The sequence below is a fragment of the Cryptosporangium minutisporangium genome, from assembly GCF_039536245.1.
In the GTDB taxonomy this organism is placed as follows: Bacteria; Actinomycetota; Actinomycetes; order Mycobacteriales; family Cryptosporangiaceae; genus Cryptosporangium; species Cryptosporangium minutisporangium.
In genome coordinates, this window is record NZ_BAAAYN010000018.1 from 68,504 (window position 1) to 91,595 (window position 23,092).

At 71.2% G+C, this 23,092-nt stretch carries 23 protein-coding genes; 10 read left to right on the plus strand and 13 right to left on the minus strand.

The genetic code is table 11. The features are described 5' to 3' along the window. The 5 genes from ABEB28_RS15095 (at position 1) to ABEB28_RS15115 (ending at position 5,437) form a co-directional block, all read left to right on the plus strand. A complete protein-coding gene (locus ABEB28_RS15095) occupies positions 1 to 1,188 on the plus strand; it encodes an acyltransferase domain-containing protein (protein ID WP_345728716.1) in 1,188 nt (395 codons plus the stop codon). Then, positions 1,185 to 2,141, plus strand: a complete 957-nt coding sequence (locus ABEB28_RS15100) for a beta-ketoacyl-ACP synthase III (RefSeq protein WP_345728717.1) — start codon at positions 1,185 to 1,187, stop codon at positions 2,139 to 2,141. The genes ABEB28_RS15095 and ABEB28_RS15100 overlap by 4 nt, the downstream gene beginning before the upstream one ends. Positions 2,142 to 2,207: 66 nt before the next feature. Then, entirely contained in the window at positions 2,208 to 2,453 is a 246-nt protein-coding gene (locus ABEB28_RS15105; protein ID WP_073260485.1) for an acyl carrier protein, read from the plus strand. A gap of 5 nt (positions 2,454 to 2,458) precedes the next feature. Beyond that, positions 2,459 to 3,739 (plus strand): beta-ketoacyl-ACP synthase II, encoded by a 1,281-nt coding sequence (fabF, locus tag ABEB28_RS15110; protein WP_345728718.1) that lies wholly within the window; start codon positions 2,459 to 2,461, stop codon positions 3,737 to 3,739. A gap of 282 nt (positions 3,740 to 4,021) precedes the next feature. Next, positions 4,022 to 5,437: an acyl-CoA carboxylase subunit beta gene (locus ABEB28_RS15115; RefSeq protein ID WP_345728817.1), complete on the plus strand. Its 1,416-nt coding sequence runs from the start codon at positions 4,022 to 4,024 to the stop codon at positions 5,435 to 5,437. A 29-nt stretch (positions 5,438 to 5,466) separates the two neighbouring features. On the opposite strand, the gene ABEB28_RS15120 is transcribed toward ABEB28_RS15115, so the two are convergent. From ABEB28_RS15120 to ABEB28_RS15135, 4 genes are all read right to left on the minus strand, one after another. Next, the gene (locus ABEB28_RS15120) at positions 5,467 to 7,170 is read right to left on the minus strand and encodes a glycoside hydrolase family 3 protein (RefSeq protein WP_345728818.1); all 1,704 of its coding nucleotides are present in this window, start codon (positions 7,168 to 7,170) and stop codon (positions 5,467 to 5,469) included. Positions 7,171 to 7,268: 98 nt separating this feature from the next. Beyond that, positions 7,269 to 7,760 carry a DUF3145 domain-containing protein gene (locus ABEB28_RS15125; protein ID WP_345728719.1) on the minus strand — a complete coding sequence of 164 codons (492 nt, stop codon included), beginning with the start codon at positions 7,758 to 7,760 and terminating at the stop codon, positions 7,269 to 7,271. A 112-nt stretch (positions 7,761 to 7,872) separates the two neighbouring features. Next, positions 7,873 to 8,829 (minus strand): potassium channel family protein, encoded by a 957-nt coding sequence (locus tag ABEB28_RS15130; protein WP_345728720.1) that lies wholly within the window; start codon positions 8,827 to 8,829, stop codon positions 7,873 to 7,875. A 76-nt stretch (positions 8,830 to 8,905) separates the two neighbouring features. Further along, positions 8,906 to 9,664 (minus strand): hypothetical protein, encoded by a 759-nt coding sequence (locus tag ABEB28_RS15135; RefSeq protein ID WP_345728721.1) that lies wholly within the window; start codon positions 9,662 to 9,664, stop codon positions 8,906 to 8,908. 254 nt (positions 9,665 to 9,918) lie between these two features. Between ABEB28_RS15135 and ABEB28_RS15140 the strand changes: the two genes are divergently transcribed. Next, the gene (locus ABEB28_RS15140; RefSeq protein WP_345728722.1) at positions 9,919 to 10,215 is read left to right on the plus strand and encodes a hypothetical protein; all 297 of its coding nucleotides are present in this window, start codon (positions 9,919 to 9,921) and stop codon (positions 10,213 to 10,215) included. Between the two features lie 4 nt (positions 10,216 to 10,219). On the opposite strand, the gene ABEB28_RS15145 is transcribed toward ABEB28_RS15140, so the two are convergent. Genes ABEB28_RS15145 through ABEB28_RS15160 form a run of 4 tightly spaced genes read right to left on the minus strand, consistent with a single transcriptional unit; the run spans position 10,220 to position 14,535 of the window. Continuing rightward, a complete protein-coding gene (locus tag ABEB28_RS15145; RefSeq protein ID WP_345728723.1) occupies positions 10,220 to 11,212 on the minus strand; it encodes a Gfo/Idh/MocA family protein in 993 nt (330 codons plus the stop codon). After that, positions 11,209 to 12,693, minus strand: a complete 1,485-nt coding sequence (locus ABEB28_RS15150) for a GMC family oxidoreductase (protein WP_345728724.1) — start codon at positions 12,691 to 12,693, stop codon at positions 11,209 to 11,211. Before ABEB28_RS15150 ends, ABEB28_RS15145 begins: the two co-directional genes overlap by 4 nt. Next, on the minus strand, positions 12,683 to 13,450 hold the full coding sequence (locus ABEB28_RS15155; protein ID WP_345728725.1) for an SDR family NAD(P)-dependent oxidoreductase: 768 nt from the start codon (positions 13,448 to 13,450) through the stop codon (positions 12,683 to 12,685). Before ABEB28_RS15155 ends, ABEB28_RS15150 begins: the two co-directional genes overlap by 11 nt. Beyond that, a complete protein-coding gene (locus ABEB28_RS15160) occupies positions 13,447 to 14,535 on the minus strand; it encodes a sedoheptulose 7-phosphate cyclase (protein WP_345728726.1) in 1,089 nt (362 codons plus the stop codon). The genes ABEB28_RS15155 and ABEB28_RS15160 overlap by 4 nt, the downstream gene beginning before the upstream one ends. Before the next feature lie 409 nt (positions 14,536 to 14,944). Between ABEB28_RS15160 and ABEB28_RS15165 the strand changes: the two genes are divergently transcribed. From ABEB28_RS15165 to ABEB28_RS15175, 3 genes are all read left to right on the plus strand, one after another. Further along, positions 14,945 to 15,601, plus strand: coding sequence for an HAD family hydrolase (locus tag ABEB28_RS15165; protein ID WP_345728727.1), 657 nt, complete (start codon positions 14,945 to 14,947; stop codon positions 15,599 to 15,601). After that, a complete protein-coding gene (locus ABEB28_RS15170; RefSeq protein WP_345728728.1) occupies positions 15,598 to 17,028 on the plus strand; it encodes a glycosyltransferase in 1,431 nt (476 codons plus the stop codon). The genes ABEB28_RS15165 and ABEB28_RS15170 overlap by 4 nt, the downstream gene beginning before the upstream one ends. A 111-nt stretch (positions 17,029 to 17,139) precedes the next feature. Then, a complete protein-coding gene (locus tag ABEB28_RS15175; RefSeq protein WP_345728729.1) occupies positions 17,140 to 17,928 on the plus strand; it encodes a hypothetical protein in 789 nt (262 codons plus the stop codon). Here the strand turns inward: ABEB28_RS15175 and ABEB28_RS15180 are convergent. Then, entirely contained in the window at positions 17,925 to 18,752 is an 828-nt protein-coding gene (locus ABEB28_RS15180) for a metallophosphoesterase family protein (RefSeq protein ID WP_345728730.1), read from the minus strand. The genes ABEB28_RS15175 and ABEB28_RS15180 overlap by 4 nt on opposite strands. Positions 18,753 to 18,833: 81 nt before the next feature. Further along, on the minus strand, positions 18,834 to 19,187 hold the full coding sequence (locus ABEB28_RS43145; protein WP_376980849.1) for an HNH endonuclease signature motif containing protein: 354 nt from the start codon (positions 19,185 to 19,187) through the stop codon (positions 18,834 to 18,836). Between the two features lie 162 nt (positions 19,188 to 19,349). Here ABEB28_RS43145 and ABEB28_RS15185 point away from each other — a divergent pair, with 162 nt between their 5' ends. Then, positions 19,350 to 20,183 carry a hypothetical protein gene (locus ABEB28_RS15185; RefSeq protein ID WP_345728731.1) on the plus strand — a complete coding sequence of 278 codons (834 nt, stop codon included), beginning with the start codon at positions 19,350 to 19,352 and terminating at the stop codon, positions 20,181 to 20,183. On the opposite strand, the gene ABEB28_RS15190 is transcribed toward ABEB28_RS15185, so the two are convergent. The 3 genes from ABEB28_RS15190 to ABEB28_RS15200 are packed head-to-tail and all read right to left on the minus strand — an operon-like array spanning position 20,170 to position 23,086. Then, the gene (locus tag ABEB28_RS15190; protein WP_345728732.1) at positions 20,170 to 20,817 is read right to left on the minus strand and encodes a LutC/YkgG family protein; all 648 of its coding nucleotides are present in this window, start codon (positions 20,815 to 20,817) and stop codon (positions 20,170 to 20,172) included. The genes ABEB28_RS15185 and ABEB28_RS15190 overlap by 14 nt on opposite strands. Further along, positions 20,814 to 22,349, minus strand: coding sequence for a LutB/LldF family L-lactate oxidation iron-sulfur protein (locus ABEB28_RS15195; RefSeq protein ID WP_345728733.1), 1,536 nt, complete (start codon positions 22,347 to 22,349; stop codon positions 20,814 to 20,816). Before ABEB28_RS15195 ends, ABEB28_RS15190 begins: the two co-directional genes overlap by 4 nt. After that, positions 22,346 to 23,086, minus strand: coding sequence for a (Fe-S)-binding protein (locus ABEB28_RS15200; protein WP_345728734.1), 741 nt, complete (start codon positions 23,084 to 23,086; stop codon positions 22,346 to 22,348). Before ABEB28_RS15200 ends, ABEB28_RS15195 begins: the two co-directional genes overlap by 4 nt. Between the last annotated feature and the right edge of the window lie 6 nt (positions 23,087 to 23,092).

The following is a 23,092-nucleotide window of genomic DNA, read 5'->3' on the forward strand; positions in this document are numbered from 1 at the left end:
GTGCTCGCCCTACTCGCCCCCGGACAGGGCTCGCAGAAGCCAGGATTCCTCACCCCGTGGCTCACCGGTTGGGACGGCGCCGACCGGGCCACCGCTCTGCTCCGCTGGTACTCGACGGTCGCCGGTCTGGACCTCGTGCATCTGGGAACCGAGGCCGACGCCGACGAGATCCGGGACACCGCCAAGACCCAACCCCTCCTCGTGGCTGCCGGCCTGATGGTCGGTTCCTTCCTTCCGACTACCGAGGCGACCGTCGTCGCCGGCCACAGCATCGGTGAGCTGACCGCCGCGCCGCTCGCCGGTGTCCTCACCCCCGAAGCCGCGGTCGCGCTGGCCGCCGTCCGGGGCCGGGAGATGGCCGCCGCGTGCGCGCTCGAACCGACCGGCATGAGCGCCGTGCTCGGCGGCGTCGAGGCCGACGTCCTGGAGCGCCTGGACGCGCTCGGGCTCAGCCCGGCGAACCGCAACGGCGCCGGCCAGATCGTCGCGGCCGGTCCGCTGCCCGCGCTGGCCAAGCTGGCCGACGACCCGCCGGCCCGCGCCCGCGTGATCGCACTGCAGGTCGCCGGTGCGTTCCACACCCCGTACATGGGTCCGGCGCAAGAGGCGCTGGCGTCCGTCGCCGGCGGGGTAGCCACCGGCGATCCGGCCCGCCTGCTGCTCTCGAACGCCGACGGCACGGCCGTGCTCACCGGCGCCGAGGCGCTCGCCCGCATCGTCCGTCAGGTCACCGCGCCGGTCCGCTGGGACCGCTGCCAGGCCACGCTGCTCGACCTCGGCGTCACCGCCGCCATCGAGCTGGCGCCCGCCGGCACGCTCGCCGGGCTCGCCAAGCGCGCGATGAAGGGCGTCCAGGTCGTCACCGTCAACACGCCGGACGACCTGCCTGCCGCGGCGGCGCTGATCGCCGAGCACGCAGCGGTGGACGGCTCCGAACCCGCCCCGACGTTCCAGGTGGCGGTCGCACCAGCCGCTGGTCGGTTCCGGCCCGCCGCGCTCCGCGCCGGTGACGTCGTCGCGCCCGGCGCCGCGGTCGGCGAGATCGAGACCCGGCAGGGCCCGGTCAGCGTGACCACCCGCTCGGGCGGCGTGCTCGCCGAGTGGGCCGCCGAGGCCGACGACCCGGTCGCCACCGGTCAGCCGCTCGCTCGCCTCAACCCCGCCGCTCGCTCGGAGGCCGCAGAATGAGCTTCACCTCTGGACCCGGCGCCCGCATCGTCGGTCTCGGCCACTACCAGCCGGCCCGGGTCGTCACCAACGACGACCTCGCCAGCGAGTGGGGTGTCGAGACCAACGACGCGTGGATCCAGGAGCGGGTCGGGATCAAGGCCCGTCGGTTCGCCGCCGAGGGCGAGACCACTCTCGACATGTCGGTCGCCGCAGCCGGCAAGGCGCTGGCGAACGCGGGCATCGAGGCGGCCGACGTCGACCTCGTCGTGGTCGCGACGCTGTCCCCGCCGACCATGCTGCCGAACGTCGCCAGCCAGGTCGCCGCCCGGCTCGGGATCAACGCCCCGGGTGCGTTCGACGTCAACACCGCCTGCTCCGGCTTCAGCTACGGGCTGGCGACCGCACAGCACGCGATCACCTCCGGTGCGTCGAAGACCGCGCTGGTCATCGGCGCGGAGAAGCTCACCGATGTCATGGACTTCACCGACCGCACCACGTGCATCCTGTTCGCCGACGGCGCCGGTGCCGCGGTCGTCACCGGGTCCGAGCAGAACGGCATCGGCCCGGTGTACTGGGGCAGTGACGGTCCGCGCGGCGACGTGCTCCACATCGACGACGGCGGCTACATCCGGCAGGAGGGCCAGGCGGTGTTCCGCTGGGCCACCACCGCGCTGGCGCCGTTCGCCCGGCAGGCGTGCGAGCGCGCCGGCGTGGACCCGACCGAGCTGGTCGCGTTCGTCCCGCACCAGGCGAACGTGCGGATCATCGACCACATCGCCAAACGTCTGGGCGCCACCAACGCGGTGATCGCCCGGGACATCATCGAGTCCGGCAACACGTCGTCGGCCTCGATCCCCCTGGCCCTGTCCAAGCTGGTCGAACGGGGTGAGCTGCCGTCCGGCGGCCCGGCCCTGCTCTTCGGCTTCGGCGGCGGCCTCACTTACGCCGGCCAAGTGGTAACTGTGCCTTAGCTCTTCAGTTACAGAGCCCTTGAGCCGTTCGGACCCCGCACCCACAACGAAGGGAAGACACTCACTGTGAGCAGCAACGACGAGATCCGCGCCGGGCTGGCCGAGATCCTCGAGGAGATCGCGGACGTCTCCAAGGAGGACGTGGCGGACGACAAGTCGTTCACCGACGACCTGGATGTGGACTCGCTGTCCATGGTCGAGGTGGTCGTGGCCGCGGAGGAGAAGTTCGGCGTCAAGATCCCGGACGACGACGTCCAGGGCCTGAAGACCGTGGGTGACGCGGTGGCCTACATCTCCCAGGCGCAGGCCTGAGCGATATGACCGAGCGCCCCTCCGCTGAGGTCTCCGCCGCAACGGCGCCGGGCGGTTCCGGCGCTTCGTCCAAGGTCGAGGTGCTCGTCACCGGGCTGGGTGCCACCACCCCGCTCGGTGGCGACACCGCCACCACCTGGCAGGCCATGCTCGAAGGCCGGTCCGGGGTGAAGACCCTCACCGAAGAATGGGCCGCCGAGATGCCGGTGCGGATCGCCGCCCGGTTGGCGGTCGAACCCACCGAGGTCATCGAACGCGTCAAGGCCCGCCGGATGGACCGGGTCCAGCAGGTCGCCGTCGTCGCCGCCCGTGAGGCGTGGCAGGACGCCGGCGCCCCCGAGGTCGATCCCGAGCGGCTCGCCGTTGTGGTCGGCTCCGGCATCGGTGGCGCGCTCACCCTGCTCGGCCAGTGGGACGTGCTGCGGGAGAAGGGCCCCCGTCGGGTCTCCCCGCTCACCGTCCCGATGCTGATGCCGAACGGGCCGGCCGCGCACGTCGGCCTCGAACTCGGTGCGAAGGCCGCCGTCCGAGCACCGGTCAGCGCCTGCGCGACCGGCGCGGAGGCGATCGCCATGGGTCTGGAGCTGATCCGCTCCGGCAAGGCGGACGTCGTCGTGGCCGGCGGTGCGGAAGCCTGCATCCATCCGCTGCCGATGGCCGGTTTCTCCGCCATGCGAGCGATGTCCACCCGTAACGACGAGCCGGAGCGCGCGTCGCGTCCGTTCGACAAGGCCCGGGACGGCTTCGTCCTGGGTGAGGGCGGCGGCATGGTCGTGCTGGAGCGTGCCGAGTTCGCCCGCGCGCGCGGACGCTCCGGGTACGCGGTGCTCGCCGGCGCCGGCATCACCGCGGACGGTTACGACATCGTCCAGCCGGACCCCTCGGGCACCGGACAGGCGCGTGCCGTGCGCGAGGCACTCGAGGACGGCGATCTGACCGGCGCCGATATCCAGCACGTGAACGGCCACTCGACGTCGACTCCGGCTGGCGACATGGGTGAGCTGAAAGCCCTCAAGGCAGCCATCGGGGATCACCCCGTTGTGACCGCCACCAAGTCGATGACCGGGCACCTGCTCGGCGCGGCCGGTGCGGTGGAGGCGATCGCGACCATCCTCGCGATCCGGGACGGCGTCGTACCGCCCACGATCAACCTCGAGGACCCGGACGACGAGGTCTGCCTCGACATCGCGGCGAACACGGCGCGCAAGATGTCGATCACCGCAGCCATCAACGACTCGTTCGGCTTCGGCGGACACAACGTAGCCCTAGCCTTCCGCTCTTTGTAGTGGGCGGCCCGCCCAGGGGGCGAGCCTGACGGCCGCGCGCAAGGACTTGAGACCGCCAGAAGGTCGAGGCGGCCTTGCGCGCGGACGCCAGCCTCGTCCTGGGCGGGCTCCAGGTTTCAGACAACTGCGCGCGCCTGGCGGCGCTCGAACAGCAACTTCGTGTGGCGGACGCTCTGGCGCGGGGCGCTGTCCTTTTTGTCCTGTCTTCCGTCGTCGTGCGCGCACTGCCGCGCCCGAGCCGACGCCGGGAGCGCCTCGTCCTGAAGGAGCTCCATCGTGACCGTGCTCGCCAGTAATCCGTCCACCGTCCTCGAGGACGCGGTCGACTTCCGTGACCCGGAGTTGCGTCTACGCAACCTCTTCGACCCGAACACGCTCCGGCTGATCGCCGGGCCGGACGGCTCCGGCGTGGTGACCGCGCGCGGCCAGGTGGACGGCGTCGACACGATCGCCTACTGCACCGACGCCACCACGATGGGCGGCGCAATGGGGACGCTGGGCTGCCAGCACGTCGTCGAGGCCATCGACACCGCGGTCGTCGAGCGCGCCCCGGTGATCGGCGTCTGGCACTCCGGCGGCGCCCGGCTGGCTGAGGGTGTCTCCGCGCTGCACGCGGTCGGGACGGTGTTCGCCGCGATGGTGCGGGCCTCGGGCAAGGTGCCGCAGATCTCGGTCGTGCTCGGCCCGGCCGCCGGTGGCGCGGCCTACGGACCGGCGCTCACCGACATCGTGATCATGGGTCCGGCCGGGCGGGTGTTCGTCACCGGACCCGAGGTCGTGCGCAGCGTCACCGGCGAGAACGTCGACATGGCGCGGCTGGGTGGCCCCGAGCCGCACGGCCGCCGGTCGGGCGTCGTGCACGTGGTCACCGAGTCCGAAGAGGCGGCGCTGGGACGGGCCCGGGACCTCGCTGTCCTGCTCGGCCGCCAGGGCCGGCTCTCGGTGGACGACGCGGTCGACGGACCGAACCCGGCCGAGCTGCTGCCGGAGAAAGCGAACCGCGCGTACGACGTGCGGCCGGTGGTCGCCGCCATCCTGGACGAGCCGGGCGTCGACCTGCACGCCAAGTGGGCGCCGAACATGGTGACCACGCTCGGCCGGCTGGCCGGGCGCACGATCGGCGTGCTCGCGAACAACCCGCTGCGGATGGGCGGCTGCCTGGATTCGGCCGCCGCAGAGAAGGCAGCCCGGTTCGTCCGGATGTGTGACGCGTTCGGGGTTCCGCTCGTCGTCCTGGTGGACGTCCCGGGCTACCTGCCTGGCGTGGCGCAGGAGTGGGACGGCGTCGTGCGGCGCGGAGCGAAGCTGCTGCACGCGTTCGCCGAGTCGGTGGTGCCCCGGGTGACGCTCGTGACGCGCAAGGCGTACGGCGGCGCGTACATCGCGATGAACGCCCGGGCTCTGGGGGCGACCGCCGTGTATGCATGGCCGACCGCCGAAACGGCGGTCATGGGAGCGGTCGCCGCCGTCAACGTCCTCCACCGGAAGAAGCTGGCCGCGGCGCCCGCCGAAGAACGGGAGGCGCTCCGGGCCGCGCTCGTCGCGAAGCAGGAGGAGGAGGCCGGCGGTGTGCAGCGTGCGCTGGAGCTCGGAGTGGTCGACGAGATGATCGACCCCGCGCACACGCGGCGCCGGCTCGCCCAGGCGCTGGCGTCCGTCCCCGAGGTGCGCGGAGCCCACGGCAACATCCCGCTCTAGTCGTCGGCCCATTCAGAAACAGGTGCGAATCAGCAGGCGGAACGGGGCAGGCCGCTCACTGGCACGGGTGAGCGGCCTCCCGCCTTCGCCTTCCCGGTGAGCACCGCCGCGAGCGCCTTCATCGACGCCTCGACGTTGCCGTAGGTCGCCACCAGCGTCGGCGACTTCGCGGACGCCAGCAGGTACGGCGTGTCGGTCGCGACCGTGACCGTCGCCGGCCGCAGATCCGCGGCCCCGTCCAGGTACCCGGTCAGGTGGATCGAGTCACCGCCCGCGCCGACCCGCACACCCTGCCTGCCGAGCGCGGCGGTCAGGAAGTCCCGCGCCTCCGCCGAGCCACCGGTGATCGTCACCGGCCCGCGAACGAGCGCGCCGTCGCACTTCCCGCGCAACACCGTCACGGCCTTCGCGGCCACCTCGTCCACGACGGCCTGGTGCTGGGGGGACCGCAACGTCTCGAGGCCGGACGGGGTGGGTCGCTGCGTCAGCTTGACGGTGAGGATCCGGGTGACCGCCTCGACCGCCCGCTCGCGCGGCAGGCGTCCGGACTTCAGCGCCGCCAGTAGCGCCCGCTGCGCCGCCGCGACGTCCGGCGGCAACAGCAGCAGGTCGTTCCCGGCCAGCACCGCCCGCACCGCCACCTCACCCGCCGAGTACTTGTCGGTCAGCGCCTTCATGTCCAGGCCGTCGGTGACGACCATGCCGGTGAAGCCCATCTCCCCGCGCAGCAGGTCGATGAGGACCTTGCGGCTCAGCGAGGCGGGCGTCCCCGGGTCGATCGCCTGCGCGTCCAGGTGACCGGACATCACGATCTCGCTACCCGCGTCGATCCCGGCGCGGAAGGGTGCCAGGTCCTCGCGCTCCAGCGTCCGCCGGTCCTGCCCGAGCACCGGAAGGGCCTCGTGGCTGTCGACGTCGGTGTGCCCGTGGCCAGGGAAGTGCTTGAGTGCGGTGGCCACTCCTGCTTTTTGGTACCCCCGGACGGTCGCGGTCACCTGCTTGCCGACGGCGGTGGGATCGGCACCGTACGAACGCGACCCGATCACGACGTTGCCCGGGCCGCCGATCACGTCGGCGTCCGGTGCGAAGTCGACGTCGATGCCGAGGGTCGCGAGCTCGGTACCGGACACGTGAGCGGCCTGCTCGGTGAGCGCCGGGTCGTCGGCGGCACCGAACGCCATCGCGGTCGGCAGTCGGGTGACGCCGTCCCGGATCCGGGTCACGGTGCCGTGCTCCTGGTCGACGCCGATCATCAGCGGAACACCCGCGGGCAGCTTCCCGGCGCTCTTCCGTAGCCCGTCGGTGAACCGGCGCACCTGCTCGGGTGTCCCCACGTTGGATGCCGGGTTGGTGGCGGCCGTGGGGTCGTCGCTGGCCCGGCGCACCAGGATGACGCCGCCGAGCCGGTACTTCGCGACGATCTCGGACGGCGTCCCCGCACCGGTCCGGGCCAGGTTCAACTTCCGGGTGGCGTCGGTGACGTCGTCCGGATCGTCGCCGTAGACGAACGGCATCAGCATCTGCCCGACCAAATCCACGTCGGCCAACCGACCAGCGATGGCGCGCGCCTGGGTGGCGGGGTCTCCGGTCGGCACGACTAAGGACGGCGACGGAGACGGCGCGGCCGTCCGGTCAGTGGCCGCGTCGTCGCGGTCGTCCGGGCCGGTGCAGGCCGTCCAGACGCCGCTGACGACGAGACCGAGGACGACGACGCCGACGATCGCCAACAGCAGTGACCGGCGTGGCCCTCCTCGGCCCGGCCGGTCGGACCGGGTCGGCAGGATCGGTGCGGTGCGGGGCACGGTTCCCCACCGTACTCATCCTGTCCGCCTCAGCCCGTCCGGTGGAGCCACGTGACCGGGGCGCCGTCGCCCGCATGGCGGTACGGCTCCAGCTCCAGGTCCCACTCGGCCGCGAGCAGCTTCTCCAGGCCGTGCGCCAGCGCGTCCGGACCTGCCGCGGTCGCCAGCAGGCTCCGGAGCCGGTCCTCGGACACCATGATGTCGCCGTTGGCGCTCATCGTGCTGCGGTGGACGCCCCGGCCCGGGACGTGCATGATCCGCTCGCCGTCGACGCCCGGGCTGGGCTCCTCGGTGATCTCGAACCTGGTCATCGGCCAGGCGCGCAGAGCAGTGGCGATCTCGCCCGCGGTCCCTGGACTACCGGTCCACTGGGACTCGGTACGCAGGGTCGTGGGATCGGCTGGTTGCGCCGTCCACTTCAAGTTCACGGGCACGCCAAGGACCCGTGCGACAGCCCACTCCACATGCGGGCACACCGCAGGCGGGCAGGAGTGGACGTACAGAACGCCACGTGCTGGCACCGGAGACCTCCCGAAGGAACGAGGTACGCCTTCCCCAACGCCCTCATCCACTCAGGTGGTCGACACTCATGATGCCCTCGGGGCGGGTGCCGTGCCAAGCTGTTCTACCCGGTCAGATGCCCTGATCGTCGCGCATCAGAGCCGGTTCTGTACCGGTTCCGCCCTTTTCGGCGTGTCGCGGGGCGTCAAGATGCCGCACCGCATCGTCAACTCGACTCTCCAAACGCGAGAGCCGGTGAGAGAGATCTCTCACTGCGGCGAGCAGCTCCGCCTGCTGATCGACGACCCGCTCGACCTCCTCCGCGGTCTCCTCGGTGGCGTCCTCCACCGACTCGACGGCGTCCTCCACCGACTCGACGGACTCGACCGCGTTCTCCACCGCCTCGGAGACGGCGGAGAACTGTCCGATGAACCAGGCCGCGATACTCGCGGTGACGATGCCCAGGATCGCGATCCCAGCGAGCATCAGGACGCCCGCCATCAGCCGGCCCTGGGTGGTCACCGGGAATCGGTCGCCGTACCCGACGGTCGTCATCGTCGTCATCGCCCACCAGAGGGCGTCCGAGAACGTCCGGATGTTGGCGTCCGGATGCGTCCGCTCGGCGTCGTAGACCGTCACCGCACCTGTGAACAGCACGCCGATCGCGAGGATCCCGGTATAGGTCCCGGTGCGCACCTGCAGGCTCTGCCTGGACAGCCGCCCCACCATGCTGACCAGACCGAGCAGCCGTGCCAGCACGGCGAGGAACCGCAGGCCGCGCAGCGGCGGCACCGCCACCACGACGAGGTCCGGGATGTGCTCCCGGACGAATCGCCACCGGTTCGGGGCGAGCAGCAGCCGCACGCTGTACTCGGCCGCGAACACCGCCCAGATCGTGACGTCGGCCCAGTGCAGGACCTCCCGCAGGCCGGGCGGGAGGTCGGGGTTGAGCAACGGCCAGACCAGCACCACGACGAACACCAGGGCGAGCACCAGCATGACGTCGTCGGTGCGGTCGACGAAGCGTTCGTAGGCGCCGTTACGGCGGGCCCTCGTCAGCCAACCGTCGCCGGAACCCCACCTCTGCATGCCCCGAGTGTGCCGAACCGCGGGGACGACGTCAGCGGGCCCTCGGAAACGTCAACCCGCCGATGGATTCCCCGGCTCAGTACACCTCACTCAGACCCGGCCGACGACGCGAGAACACCGCACGCCGCCCGCTCGTCGGGACGCCCTCGGAACGGAAAGCGGTCGGCTCCGGCCGTTCGTCCACCTCGCCGGGCAGCGACGCGGCCACCCCCTGCGGCGCGGCCGCGGACGGCGACGCCGTGACGGCGGGCGGTGCGACGTCCTGGCGCTCCGGCACGGCCGGGATCTGCTCGGTGGGCGCCTTCGCCGCGGCGGCCTCCCTGGCCGCGCGCCGCTCGGCCGCGGACTTGGCCATCTCCGACTCGGACGCCTTGACCTGGACCTGGGACACCTTCTCCAGGTTCTCGTAGAACATGCCGAGATGGTGGGCCACCGCACCGATCACCGCGGGTACCAGCGGCAAGGCCCACTCCGTCCAGAAGCCCGGCGTCGCCGTCCGCGCGATCACGATCGCGGCCAGGGCGGCACCGGAGCCCTTGGCCAGTGCCCGCACGAACGCCATGACCAGCAGCACGATGCCGGACAATCGGTTCACGTTCGTGATGGCGAGCGCCCGCGCGTCCCGCCGGCCGAGGTAGGTACCGGCCAGCCCGGCCGACACCGAGAACCCGACCGCCGCCGCCCACATCGTGCTGCCGGTGGCCACCCGGATCGCCGCCGCCGCGATCAACCCGCTGCCTACGGCGATACCGGCGTGTACCCAGTCAACCTTCTGACCGGGGTACCAGTAATACGTCTGCGCGCCCTCGCCGCGCTCCTTGACGTAACGCCCCATGCCCTTGTCTCCGATCCCGTCGCCACGGACCAGTAGGACGCAACCCTCGTCGCTGAGGGTGCCTATTCAATTCTGAAGAGTGATCTGCAGAAAATCACGAGTTGCTGGGAATCGGTATGACCAGACGCCGAAGGAACGTGAGTGAATCGACCTGCGGCCTTCGTCCCGAACAACTCAATCACCCCTGCGGTCTCGGCGAACTCGCCGGTACCACCCGCACGACGCTTCGAACTTCCGTTCGATACTGTGCCGCTATGCAGCGCGAACACCCGTCAGAACGAGCAGCGGACGTGGCCTCGGCGAGCACCGGGATCCCCCCGGCGACCGCTCGGGAATTCTGGGTACGGGTGGCCATCGACGGCACGGCTCGGGTGGTTCGGATCGTGGCGCGTTCGCCCCAGGACGCGCTGCGCCGGTTCCACCAAGATCTGCATCGCGGCGGGCGCCTGCAGTACTCGACCGCCGACGGCGACCTGGTGGTGGAGTGGGGCAACGTGGCGACGCTCGAAGTCGGTCCGATCGTCCGGGTGGTCCGTGTCGTCGAACCGTGAACCGCTACCAGCTGAAAGCGGCCACCGTCACCGGCGTGGCGTCCGCGGCCGCCGCCTGCAATGCCGCGGCCACCCGGCCGGTGCGCTCGCTCGCGGCGAGCGGCAGCGGGCTGGCCGCACCGGCCCGCGCCGCCTCGACGAACGCCTCGACCTGCAGCTGGTAGTGGTCGACGACCGGTAGCTCCTCGCTCCAGGTCTCCTTCTCGGTGCGCACGATCACCCCGCCCGGCTCTCCGTCCTTCGCCCAGGCGTTCGGCACGACGATCGTGCCGGACTCGCCTTGGAGCTGGTATTCCGCGCAGGGCCCGTAGTCGATGCTGTAGTCGAGCACCGCCCGCCGGCCGTCACCGAAGTCCAGCACCCCGGCCAGACTGGTCTCCACCGACTCCCCCGGCCGGACGGTCGACTGCCCGCTGACCGTGAGCGGCGCGCGGTCGAAGGCCGCACAGGCCACGTCGACGGCGTACACACCGACGTCCCACGTCGCTCCCCCGCCCAGCGCGGGGTCCAGGCGGATGTTCCCGCTCCCGCTGGCGATCGGGTACGCGAACGACGCCCGTACCAGGCGGAGCGGGCCGACGGCGCCCTCGGCCAGCAGCGCGGCGGCCCGCGCCTGCTGCGGGTGGAAGCGGTACATGAACGCCTCCATCACCAGCCGGTCCGCTGCCCGGGCCGCGTCCGCGATGCGCGCGAAGTCGGCGCCGCGCAGCACCAGCGGCTTCTCCACCAGCACGTGCTTGCCCGCGGCCAGCGCGCGGAGCGTCCACTCCAGATGCTCGGTGTTGGGGAGCGGTACGTAGACCGCGTCCACGTCGGGGTCGGCCACCAGCGCCGCGTAGTCGGGCTGCGCCCGACAGCCGAAGCGGTCGGCCACGGCCTCTGCTCCGCGCCGGTCCCGGCTGGCGACCGCCACCAAACTGCTTCCGGCGGACGCCTGAATGGCCGGCATCAGTAGCGAGCTGATGTACCCGGTGGCGCCCAGCACTCCCCACCTCACGAGCGTCCTCCGATCAGAAGCTCCGCCGCGCGCTCGGCGACGACGATCGTCGCGGCCTGGATGTTGCCGGTGATCATCTCCGGTATCACCGAGGCGTCGGCCACCCGGAGGCCCTCCACGCCGCGCACCCGCAGTTCGGGGTCGACCACCGCGTCGTCGTCGGTGCCGAAGCGGCAGGTACCGACCGGGTGGAACTGGGTCTCCGCGCCTGCCCGCACGAAGGCCTCGAGTTCCCGGCGGCTGGGCTCCGGCGAACGGTCCGCGGCGCCGTCCACGCGGAGGTCGGCGAGCGGCTTGGTACCCGCGATCGCGCGCGCGATCCGAACACCCTCGATCAGCGTCTCGACGTCGTCCGGGTCGGCGAGGTAGTTCGGGTCCAGGCGGGGCGGGTCGCCGGGGGCCGGAGAGCGCAGCGTGAGCGTGCCCCGGCTGCGCGGTCGGGTCACCGCCGGACCGATCGTGAAACCACCGCCGAGCGCGTCGGCGTGGTTGAGGTTCTCCATCGGGGCGAACGAGAGCTGGATGTCCGGCGCGGGCAGTCCCGGGCGGCTCGCGACAAAGCCGCCGGCCTCGCCCAGGTTGGACTCGCGCGCCAGCGGCACCGTCTCCCGCGTCCGGTAGGAGACCGAGACCTGCACGTGGTCGTGCAGGTTCGCGCCGACGCCCGGCAGGTCGTACAACGGTGTCACCCCGCACGAACGGAGCTGCGCGGCCGGCCCGATCCCGGAGAGCAGGAGCAGCTGCGGGCTGGCGACCGTACCGGCGGTGAGCACGATCTCGCGGGCTGCGCGGTACGTGCGGCCACCGCTGACCACTCCGACGGCCCAGCCGCTCTCGACGACGATCCGCTCCACCGGCGAGTCGGGCACCACCGTGAGGTTGCCGCCGGCCAGCGCCGGACGGAGGTACCCCTCGACCGTGTGGTGGCGGCTCGGTCCGCGGCGGGTGATCCGGTACAGGCCGATGCCCTCCTGGCTCCCCACGTTGAAGTCCGGGTTGGCCGGGAACCCGGCGGCGGTCGCCGCCTCGACGAACGCCAGCGCGTACGGGTGCGGCCGGTGCTGTGGCTCGACGCTCACCCGTCCCGACGCCGCCAGCGCGCGAAACCGCTCGCCCATGGCGTCCGCACCCCAGGAGGGCCCGCCGTAGCGGGCCCACGCCTCGAAGTCGGACGCCGCACCACGGATCCACACCAGCGCGTTGATCGCGCCGGAGCCCCCGACCAGCCGACCGCGCGGCCAGGACAGGACCCGGCCACCGAGGTGGCGCTGCGGTTCGGTGCGGTAGCGCCAGTCGTAGTCGGAGTCGAGCAGCCAGGGCCAGCCGCTCGGCCGGGTGATCCGGTCGTCCTCGACCCACGGCCCCGCCTCCAGGACGAGAACTCGCGCGTCCTCGGCGAGCCGGGCAGCGACGACGCACCCGGCGAGCCCCGCGCCGACCACCACGTAGTCGTACTCGGCTTCAGCTCGATCAACTCGCAAGGAAGCCTCCGTCGACCGCGACGACCTGGCCGTTGACGTAGCTCGCGGCGGACGAGAACAGCCAGAGCGCGACGCCGGCGACCTCGTCGACCCGGCCCACCCGCCCGGCCGGGATCAGCGCTTTCCAGGCCGTGGCCCCGCCGACCGTGCGCTCGGACTCGGCGAGCATCGCGGTCTCGATCGGGCCGGGCGCCACACCGTTGACGCGGATGCCGTGCGCCGCCTCCTCCATCGCGGCCACCCGGGTGAGCGCCACCGCGGCGTGCTTGGACGCGATGTACGCGGCGACGCCTCCGAACACCGCACGGAAGCCGTGCACCGACGTGTTGTTGACGATCCCGCCGTGGCCCTGCTTGCGCATCTGCGCGATCTCGTACTTCAGGCACAGCCAGAGTCCGCGCGAGTTGACCGCGAACGTGGCGTCGAACGCCTCTTCGGTGAGGTCGGCGACGCCACCGCCGTGCGCAGCGCCCGCGTTGTTGAACGCGAAGTCCAGGCTGCCGTAGCCGGCCACCGTCGCCTCGACGAGCGCGCGGACGTCGTTTCCGTCGGTGATGTCGGCGCGGTGGAACCGGGCTTCTCCCCCGGCGTCGCGGATCGCGGCGGCCGCGGCCTCACCCCGCTCGGCGTCCCTGGCGGCGATCACCACGCGCATCCCCGCTGCGGCGAACACCTCGGCGGCCCCCTGGCCGATGCCGGTGCTGCCGCCGGTGACGAGTACGACTCGCCCATCCAGGCCCGGTACCGGGGCGCTCATCGCGCACCGACCGGGGCGAGCTCCGCCATCGCGGCGGCGGCGGCATCGAGCTCGGCCGGCGTGACGTCGTTGAGGAACCGCGCGGAGCCGATGCCGGCCATCACCGGCAGGTTCTGGTCGCCGTTGCGGTGCCGGACGGTGTCGGCGAGCGCCTCGCCGAGCGCGTCCGCGTCGCAGAACAGCGGATGCCAGACCGGGAGGCCGAGCGACCGGGCGCACGCCACGACCCGGTGGACTTCGTCGCTCCGCAGCAGGCCGCGGTGCGCGGCGAGGAACGCGGAGAACACGCAGTCGAGCGTGACCGCTTCACCGTGGTAGAGGTCGGGCAGCGCCCGCATCTCCAGCAGCGGCGAGAACGAGTGCCCGTAGTCGACACTGCGTTCGAGTTGTTTTTCCCATAAATTTGGCTGCAGTTCCTCGACCATTCCCTGGATCGCCCGGCCGATCACCTCGTCCGCCGGATTTGCGCCCGTCCAGAGGGGCGGTCCACCGCTGGCAGCCGTCCCACCGGGCGGCGCGGCATCCTGGAATTTGCCCTCGATCAGCTCGGCGCCGTACCGCTCCAGCAGCCCGAACAACCTCGCGTCCTTGATCAGCGCCATCTTGAAGATCTCGCCCATTCCGTTGCGGAGCTGACGCGTCGGGAGGGTGGCGAGAAAACTCCGGTCGATCAACGTCCGGAGCGGTGGCGAGTACGAACCGAGCCGGTTACGAAATCCCTCGAAATTCACCCCGGTCTTCGCCGCGACGCTCACGTCGACCAGGCCGAGCAACGTCGTCGGCACCCGGATGTAGGGAATGCCGCGCCGGTACAGGCTGGCCGCGAGGCCGACGATGTCGAGCATGACGCCGCCCCCGATCGCGATCGGGGGGTTGCGCACCCGGAACGCCTTGGCTTCGTTCATCGCGCTGGCCACCGAGAGCACCAGGTCGATCGTCTTCTGCTCCTCCGCGCTCGGGAGCGAGACCAGGTGGTACGGCACCCGGTGGTACTCCAGGTACGCCCGGAGCCGGTCGCCGTACAGCCGGTCGATCGTGGTGTCGACCAGCACCAGCTGGGTGTCGCTCGGGTCCGATCGATCCACCGAACCGAGCAGAGCCACATTGTCCACCGACAACAGATCGACACTTTCCACGATCTCGTAATGCACTCCGAGCTCGGCCCGGACTTCCCATTTCGCCGACGGACTCGTCACCTCATGGCCTTTCTCGTCCGGCACCTACTGGCGAGTAGACCGTATGCAGATGACAGCGAGTGGTCAATATCCGAATTTCTGAATCGAGGCAAATTCCTGGCCATAACTTTTCTTTCCGGAGCCGTCAAGCCGCTTGTGAATAATTACAATCAGGCTGGGCCTGTTATCACCGCACGACAATTTTCGAGCAAGTCTTTCATCACCTTGCCATTGGCGGATGGCGGATACTTCCCTTGTCCGTTCGTCACCGGGATTCGTACTGTCGATTCGGCGCCGGCCGAAGAGGGCGAGGTGGAAGGTGCCGTTGATCTCACGGCCCGAGGACGCCGACTGCTTGGTCTTCGACTGGGACGGCACGCTGGTGGACAGCACGTCCGCGAACTACCGGGCGCTGGCCGGAACGCTCGCCGGCTACGGCATCACGCTGGACGAAGACTGGTACCGCGCCAGGACCGGCATGTCGTCCGACGAGATGATCGACGTGCTCTCCGCCGGGTCCCTGGACGCCGTCGCCGTCAGCGCGGAGCGGGACGCCCTGTTCCTGCAGACGCCGGGGGCGGTACGGGAACTGTCGGTCGTCGTCGACATCGCCCGGGCCCACGCCGGACGGATACCGCTGGCGGTCGCCTCCGGCGGCTCCGGGCCGGTGATCCGGGCGACGATGCGCACGCTCGGCCTCGACGGACTGTTCGACACGGTGGTGACCAGGGAGGACGTCCGCGCGGGCAAGCCGGAGCCGGACATCTTCCGGCTCGCGGCGGAGCGGGTCGGGGTGCCGCCGGAGCGCTGCCTGGTCTACGAGGACAGCGACGAAGGACTCCTCGCGGCCGCACGCGCCGGGATGAGCGCGATCGACGTCCGGCCGTGGCGATACCACCCGCCCCGCACCTCACCACCGCACTCCGAAGCGTCGCCCGACGTGGACACTGCCTCTCGGAAGGACCGAGCCTCATGAGCGCGCACCGCCTGTACGACGTCACGCCCCCGGCTCGCGACCCGCAGCTGCTGGAGCAGGTGATCGGCGCGGAGCGGTTCGCGGCGTTCGTCGCGGCCGGACGGGAGACCGCCGCGCGCTTCGACGGCCGGAAGATCATCAACATCAACTCGACCCCGGCCGGCGGCGGCGTCGCCGAGATGCTGGAGAGCCTGGTCTCCTACGCCCGGGGGCTCGGCATCGACGCCCAGTGGCACGTCATCGAGGGCGACGACCGGTTCTTCGAGATCACCAAGCGGATCCACAACCACATCTACGGCTTACCCGGGGACGACGGTCCGCTGGGCGAGGCCGAGCACGCCGACTACTTCGCCGTCCACCAGGGCGTGGCGGACCGGCTCGCGGAGATCGTCGGCCCGGACGACATCGTCGTGGTGCACGACCCGCAGCCCGCCGGGCTGGTGCCGCTCGCCAAACAGCTCGGCGTCCCGGTGCTCTGGCGCTGCCACATCGGCGTCGACGTCAGCACCCCGCACGACGTGGAAGGGTGGGAGTTCATCCGGCGGTACGCCGAGCCTGCCGACACCTACCTGCTGACCCGGGTGGGGTACGCACCGGAGTGGATGGATCGGAGCCGGCTGCGGACGGTGCGGTCGTCGATCGACCCGATGGCGCCGAAGAACCGGCCGCTCGAGCCGGCGTTCGTCCGGGACGTGCTGGTGCACTACGGGCTGATCGCCGGCGAGCAACCCGGTCCGCTGGCCTACCCCCGGAAGGACGGCTCGACCGGCTGGGTCACCCGGCGAGCCGACATCCTGCGAGCCGGACCGCCCGCACCGGCGGACGCTCCGCTCGTCGTCCAGATCTCCCGATGGGACCGGATGAAGGACATGCCCGGTGTCGCGCGGGCCTTCGCCGACCACCTCCTCGACACCGACGCACACCTGGCGCTCGTCGGGCCGGCGATCAGCGGATACGCCGACGACCCGGAGGGCGCCGAGCAGATGCTGGAGGCGATGAGCGCGTGGCGCGCGCTGCCCGGCTCGGCGCGGGAACGGATCCACCTGGCGTGCATCCCGATGACCGACCTGGAGGAGAACGCGCTGGTGATCAACGCGCTGCAGCGCCACGCGGCGGTGGTCACCCAGAAGAGCATCTCGGAGGGGTTCGGGCTCACGGTCGTCGAGGCGATGCTCAAGGGAACGCCGGTGGTGGGCAGCACGGTCGGCGGGTTGCTGGAGCAGATCGTGGACGCCGAGTCCGGGCTGCTCGTGGAGGCGACCGACCTACCAGGGTTCGCCGACGCGCTGCGGCGCTTGCTCACCGACAGCGACTACGCCGAGAAGATCGGCGCGGCGGGCCGCGAACGGGCGTTGGACCTCTTCACGGCCGATCGCCACCTGGCCCGCTACGGCAAGCTCATCGCCGAAACGCTGGCCCGCGTCTGACCCGCACGGGATTCTCGATCGGCCTGTGGACAACCCGTGGGCCACGTCCGCTTAGCTGGACGATGGGCGGCACCGAATCACTCCGGTTGCCGAGAGCGAGGTGCCGCCCCGATGAACATGCCGAAGCGCGCACGCAGACTGGCCGAACGGGAGCGCCGGGCGGAACGCCACGCCGCTCTTGTCGTCGAGCGAACGGGCGATCCCAACGAGGCACTGACCGCGGCCGCCGAGAGGTCTGGGGACGAGTACCTCATCGCTCTCGTGCGCGCGGCGGTGGAGGTCGGATACTTCGTCACCGAGGAGAACGAGCGCCTCTACTCGGTTCAGGAGGTCGAGGATTACGAGGCTGCGCTCTCCCGGCACTTGGACCAGGCACCCTGCGACCCCTGTGCGGAGTACTGCGCGGAGGCCACCGAGCAGCTGTACGAGATCATCTCCGCCTTGGTCGCCGGAACCGCCGGGGCCACGGCGGCGCGCTCCATCCTCGAACTCCCCGAACGCGTCTCCGAGGAGGCGGACGACGAAGCGGGTGCGGCCGCCTACACGGCTGTCCTGAGGTGCGCCCTAGTTCTGCTGTTCGCCGCCCGACGAGCCGGTATCGACGAGGTCGATCTGCGCGACGCCACCGCATGGGTCGACGGCGCTCTCGGCCGCGAGTACGCCCGGCTGGCTGCCGTGGTGGCGATCCCGGTGTGCAGCGTGAAAGACCCTGTTGCGCAGCAGGAGCTCTACGGCAAATCCGGTGAGCTGACCGTGGGAGACCTGCTCGACACGCTCGGGGACGAAGTCGTTCCCGCGATGATCTGGCTGGCCGCCGGTCTCGTGGCCACGGTGGGAGATCGGTACGTGCACTGGCTCCGGCAGGTCGTCCTCGAGTCCTTGGAGGACGACGACTCCTAAGCCGCGGGGAGGATCAGGCGGGGGAGGCCGTGGGGACGGGAACGCGGCTGCCACTCGCGGGGGTAACCCAGCGACACCTCCTCGAACGGCACCCCGTCGACGACGTCTCGCAGCGGGATGTGCAGGTGCCCGTAGACCGCCACGGCGGCCCGGTATCGCAGGTGCCAGTCCGCTGTGAGCGTCGTCCCGCACCACTGGGCAAACTCGGGGTAGCGCAGGCGCTTGGTCGGCGTCGGGTGCAGCGGCCAGTGCGAGATGAGCACGGTCTGCTGGTCCGACGGCAGCTCGGCGTCGAGCCGGGCCTGGGTGTGCTCCACCCGGGCCCGGCACCAGTCGGCCCTCGTGGGGTACGGATCGGGGTGCAGCAGAGCCTCGTCAGTGGCCACGACCCCGGCGTCGTAGGCCTGCGCCAGCGCCTGCTCGGCGGTGAGTCCCTCAGCGCGGAACGAGTAGTCGTAGAGCGTGAACAGTGGCGCGATCGTCACTGGCTCCGCGCCGCCGTCGAATACCGGGTAGGGATCCTCCGGCGTGGTCACTCCGAGCGCGCGGCACGCCTCGACCAGCGTCCGATACTTCGTCTCGCCGCGGGGTGCGCCCGGATCTTTCGGGGACGACCAGAGTTCGTGGTTGCCCGGTACCCAAATCACCTTCGCGAACGAGAGCGTCAGGACCTTCAGCGTCCAGGCGACGTGGTCGAGCCGCTCGGCGACGTCTCCCGCGACGATCAGCCAGTCGTCCTCGGCGCGCGGACGCAGCGACCGGACGACGTCCCGATTCTCCTTGTAGCCGACGTGCAGGTCACTGACCGCCAGGAGGTTGCCCACCCACCCATCCTGCCTCGGGACACGCGGCTGTGCCGGGCCTCGTGGAGTGGAGGCCCGGCACCGGGAGCGGTGCCGTATCGGTCAGAAGGGCGGAGGCTCGTCCGGGTCGGCTGCGGAGGCTGCGGGGGCGCGCGTCCCGGCGGGTGCAGGTCGCGGGATCAACGGAGTGGACCAATCGGTCGGTTCACGGCCCGGGTAGAAGCCGGTGTCGTGGACGGGCGCGTCCACCGTGTAGCTGTGGCCGGCAGGGCTGGTCCAGGTGCACGATCCGGTAACCGGGTCGTGGACGAGGTCCCAGCCGGCTTCGTCTTTGGCGCGGTGATGGCGTCGACAGAGCGGCACGAGGTTGGTGGCGCTAGTAGGGCCGCCGTCGACGCGCCGGACGTTGTGGTCGAGGTCGCAGCGGTAGGACGGCTGCGAGCAGCCGGGGAACATGCAGGTCGGGTGCGCCGCGCGGACGAGGTCGGCCCGAGAAGAATGGTGGATAGCCGCGACGACCGGCGCCCAGCTGCTAGACGACGATCGCCCGCGGCGTGTGGGACGTGCATACCCTCTCGATCACGGTCGAGTGCAGCGCGCATTCACTAGAGTCGCCACGTGATCGCTCCCCCGCCCGCGACGCTCGTGCGGCGGAGCCGCATCACCGCGGTGGTGTGCGCCGCGGTAGGGGTGACCACCGCGTTCTGGGCGGCGAGGCGAGGCTGGGATCCCCCGGCGACGCTGATCGCTCACGCCCTACCGGTCGTGCTCGCGGCCGCGCACCAGGCCGCGTTCCGGCGGCTCCGGTGGCGGTCCCGGACCCTGCCGAAGGCGTTCCTTCTGCGTACCCACGACGGGACGCCGGTGCTCGCGACGCCCCGCCCGCAGGCACCGCACGGCGCAGGGCTGATCCTGTGCATCAGCCTGGTTGGCGCCCGCATCGGCAACACCTGGCCGAATCCGGCGATGGACGCGGCGGGGCTGGCGGTCGCGGTGTTCCTCGTCGTGCGATGGGCGGGGCCCGCGTTTCTTCGGCCGTACCTTGAATTGGACGCGGACGGTCTGCGCGTCGGTGTCTTCCGGCCGCGGCTGATTCCCTGGGACGCGATCGGGCCGGACAGTCCCGCGGACCCCGCCCCCGGCGCTCGGGACCTGCCCCTTCCGGTAACCCCCTCGGCCCCCGAGGATCCCGAGGCCCCCGGACGAATCGAGGATCCCAAGGGATCCCAGAACCCCGAACGAACCCAGCACTCTGAACGAACCCAGAACCCCGAACGAACCGACGACCCTGCGAGCACCGACGCCTGGGACTGGGTCTGGATCGACCTGCGAGCCGTCGCCACCGACCACACTCTGGTCGCCGCGGCGATCCGGTACTACCGCGCGAACCCGGACGCGCGCGCCGGCATCGGTACCGAAGCCGGCCACGCCCAGCTGCTCACGAGCCGCTGACCACGATCACTTCCAGCGTCCGCGGGCCGTGCACGCCCTCGACCCGGTTGAGCTCGATATCGCTGGTGGCCGACGGACCGCTGATCCAGGTCTGCGGACGGGTGGCGTCCAGGCGCCGCACAGCGGCGGGGACGGCGTCGACGACCTGGTCCGCGGCGACCACGCACAGGTGGTAGTCCGGCACCAGCGACAGCGCCCGCCGCCCCTGGCCGGGTCCGGCGTCCAGCACGATCGTGCCGGTCGCGACGATCGCCACCGCGCCCCCGGTGATCACCCCGTCGGTGGCATCCAGATCCCGCGACCCGAGAGCCGGGGAGTCCGCAACGAACTCGACGGATGCCGTCGGCACGTCGCGAATCCACTCCTCCGGCAAGCCCGAGGGAACCACCAGCCGCCGCACGCCGCGATCGGCCAGTGCCGCCGCGACCGTGGCCGCCAGTCCGGCCGGGTCGGTGCGGCGAACCGTCGCCTTGTAGTCCTCCAGCCGCTCGACCAGCAGGTCGAGGTCGACCTCGGCGGACGCCACCCCGCCCGCGCCGTGGTACTCGCGGGGCACCGGGCCGACGCCCCGGCCCGGGTGCTCGTCCACCGCGGCCCGCAGCCGGGCGAAGATCTCGTCCTTGGCGCTGGTCACGACGGCTCCCCCGTGGTCAGCTCCGGATCCGGCGGTGGGCTCGGCGTCGTGGTGGGTGGCCCGGCCCGGCGGGACTTCTTCCACCAGGCGCGGAAGCTCTGCTTCGGGACCACAGGCGCGTCCCGGGCCGACGTCCAGCCGCCGATCACCGGACCGGGCAACGCTCCGATGCGACCACGCTTGCCGCCGAGCGGCGCCGAGCCGGCCCATCCCGCCTTCTGCGCGGCGGCCAGACGCGAAGGCTTCTCGAACACCCAGCCGAGCGCCTTCATCGCCAGCTGCTCGGCGGTCGGCACCTTCTTCTCCCGCTTGGCGTCGACCGCGGCGGCGCGCAGGTGGACGAGCACCTCCGGGATGTCGATCCGGACCGGGCACGCCTCGAAACACGCCCCGCAGAGCGTCGACGCGTAGGGCAAGGTCGTGTTCACGTCCGCGTGCGCGCCGAATCCGGTGAGCATCGGCGACAGGATCGCGCCGATCGGCCCCGGGTACACCGAGCCGTACGCGTGCCCGCCGACCCGCTCGTACACCGGGCACACGTTCAGGCACGCCGAGCACCGGATGCAGCGCAGCGCCTGGCGTCCGATCTCGTCCGCGAGCACCCGCGTCCGGCCGTTGTCGATGAGCACGACGTGCACGTCCGACGGGCCGTCGCCCTCGGTGACACCGGTCCAGAACGAGGTGTACGGGTTCATCCGCTCCCCCGTCGACGACCGGGGCAGCAGCTGCAGGAACACCTCGAGGTCCTGCCAGGTCGGCAGCAGCTTCTCGATACCGACCACGGAGATCAGCGTCTTCGGCAGCGTCAGGCACATCCGGCCGTTGCCCTCGGACTCGACGACGCAGAGCGTGCCGGTGTCCGCGATCGCGAAGTTCGCGCCGGAGATCGCCACGGTCGCGTCGAGGAACTGCTCGCGCAGGTAGGTGCGGGCAGCCCCGGCGAGGTCGGCGGGGCGGTCGGAGAGGCTCGGGTCGACGCCCGGGATCTCCCGCTTGAAGATCTCCCGGATCTCCGCCCGGTTCCGGTGGATCGCCGGCACCAGGATGTGCGACGGCTGGTCGTGGCCCAGTTGGACGATGAGCTCGGCGAGGTCGGTCTCGCGAGCGGTGATTCCGGCGGCCTCCAGGACCTCGTTGAGCTCGATCTCCTGGGTGGCCATCGACTTGACCTTGAGCACGTGCTTCGCGCCGGCGTCCTGCACCAGGCCGGTGACGATCCGCCCGGCCTCGTCCGCGTCCCGGGCCCAGTGGACCACCCCGCCCGCAGCGGTGAACGCCGCCTCGAACTGATCGAGCAGCGCAGGCAGGTCGTACAGAACCTGATCCTTGATCGCCGCACCGGCCAGCCGCAGCTGCTCCCAGTCGTCGAGCTCACCGACGACCGCGGCGCGCTTGCCGCGGATCGTGCCGGTGGCCTTCCGCAGGTTGGCGCGCTGCTGGTCGTTGCTGAGCGCCTTGCGTGCCTCGCCGGGGAACGGTCGCCCGTGCAGGTGCCCCTGGCCGACGGGAGGCATCCCGAGGAAGGTACTCATGAGTGCACTCCGTACGGATCGTCCTCGGTGGACGCGAGGATCTCGGCCAGATGCAGGGTGCCGACGCCGGTCCGCAGCCGGGACAGCCCGCCGCCGATGTGCATCAGGCAGGAGTTGTCACCGGCCGTGCAGACCTCGGCCCCGGTATCCAGGACGTGCCGGACCTTGTCGGCGAGCATCGCGGTCGACGTCTCGGCGTTCTTCACCGCGAACGTGCCGCCGAACCCGCAGCACTCCTCGGCGCCGCTCAGCTCGAGCAGCTCCAGGCCGCGTACGTTGCGCAGCAACCGCAGCGGCTTGTCGTCGACGTGCAGCATCCGCAGCGAGTGGCAGGTCGGGTGGTACGTGACGCGGTGCGGGAAGTACGCCCCGACGTCCTCGACCTTCGCGACGTCGATCAGGAACTCACTGAGCTCGTACACCCGCGGCCCGACGCTGCTCAGCGACGGATCGCCGGCCACCTCGGCGAGCCGCGGATAGAAGTGCCGCACCATCCCGGCGCACGACCCCGACGGCGCGACCACCGCGTCGTACTCGCCGAACACGTCGACGAAGTTCCGCGCCAGCGGGATCGCTTCCCGCTGATAACCGGTGTTGAAGTGCATCTGGCCGCAGCAGGTCTGAGCCAGCGGGAACTCCACCGTGTGCCCCAACCGCTCCAGCAGCCGGACCACCGCCTTGCCGGTCTCCGGGAAGACGGTGTCGTTGAAGCACGTCAGGAACAGGGCAACACGCATCGTGAT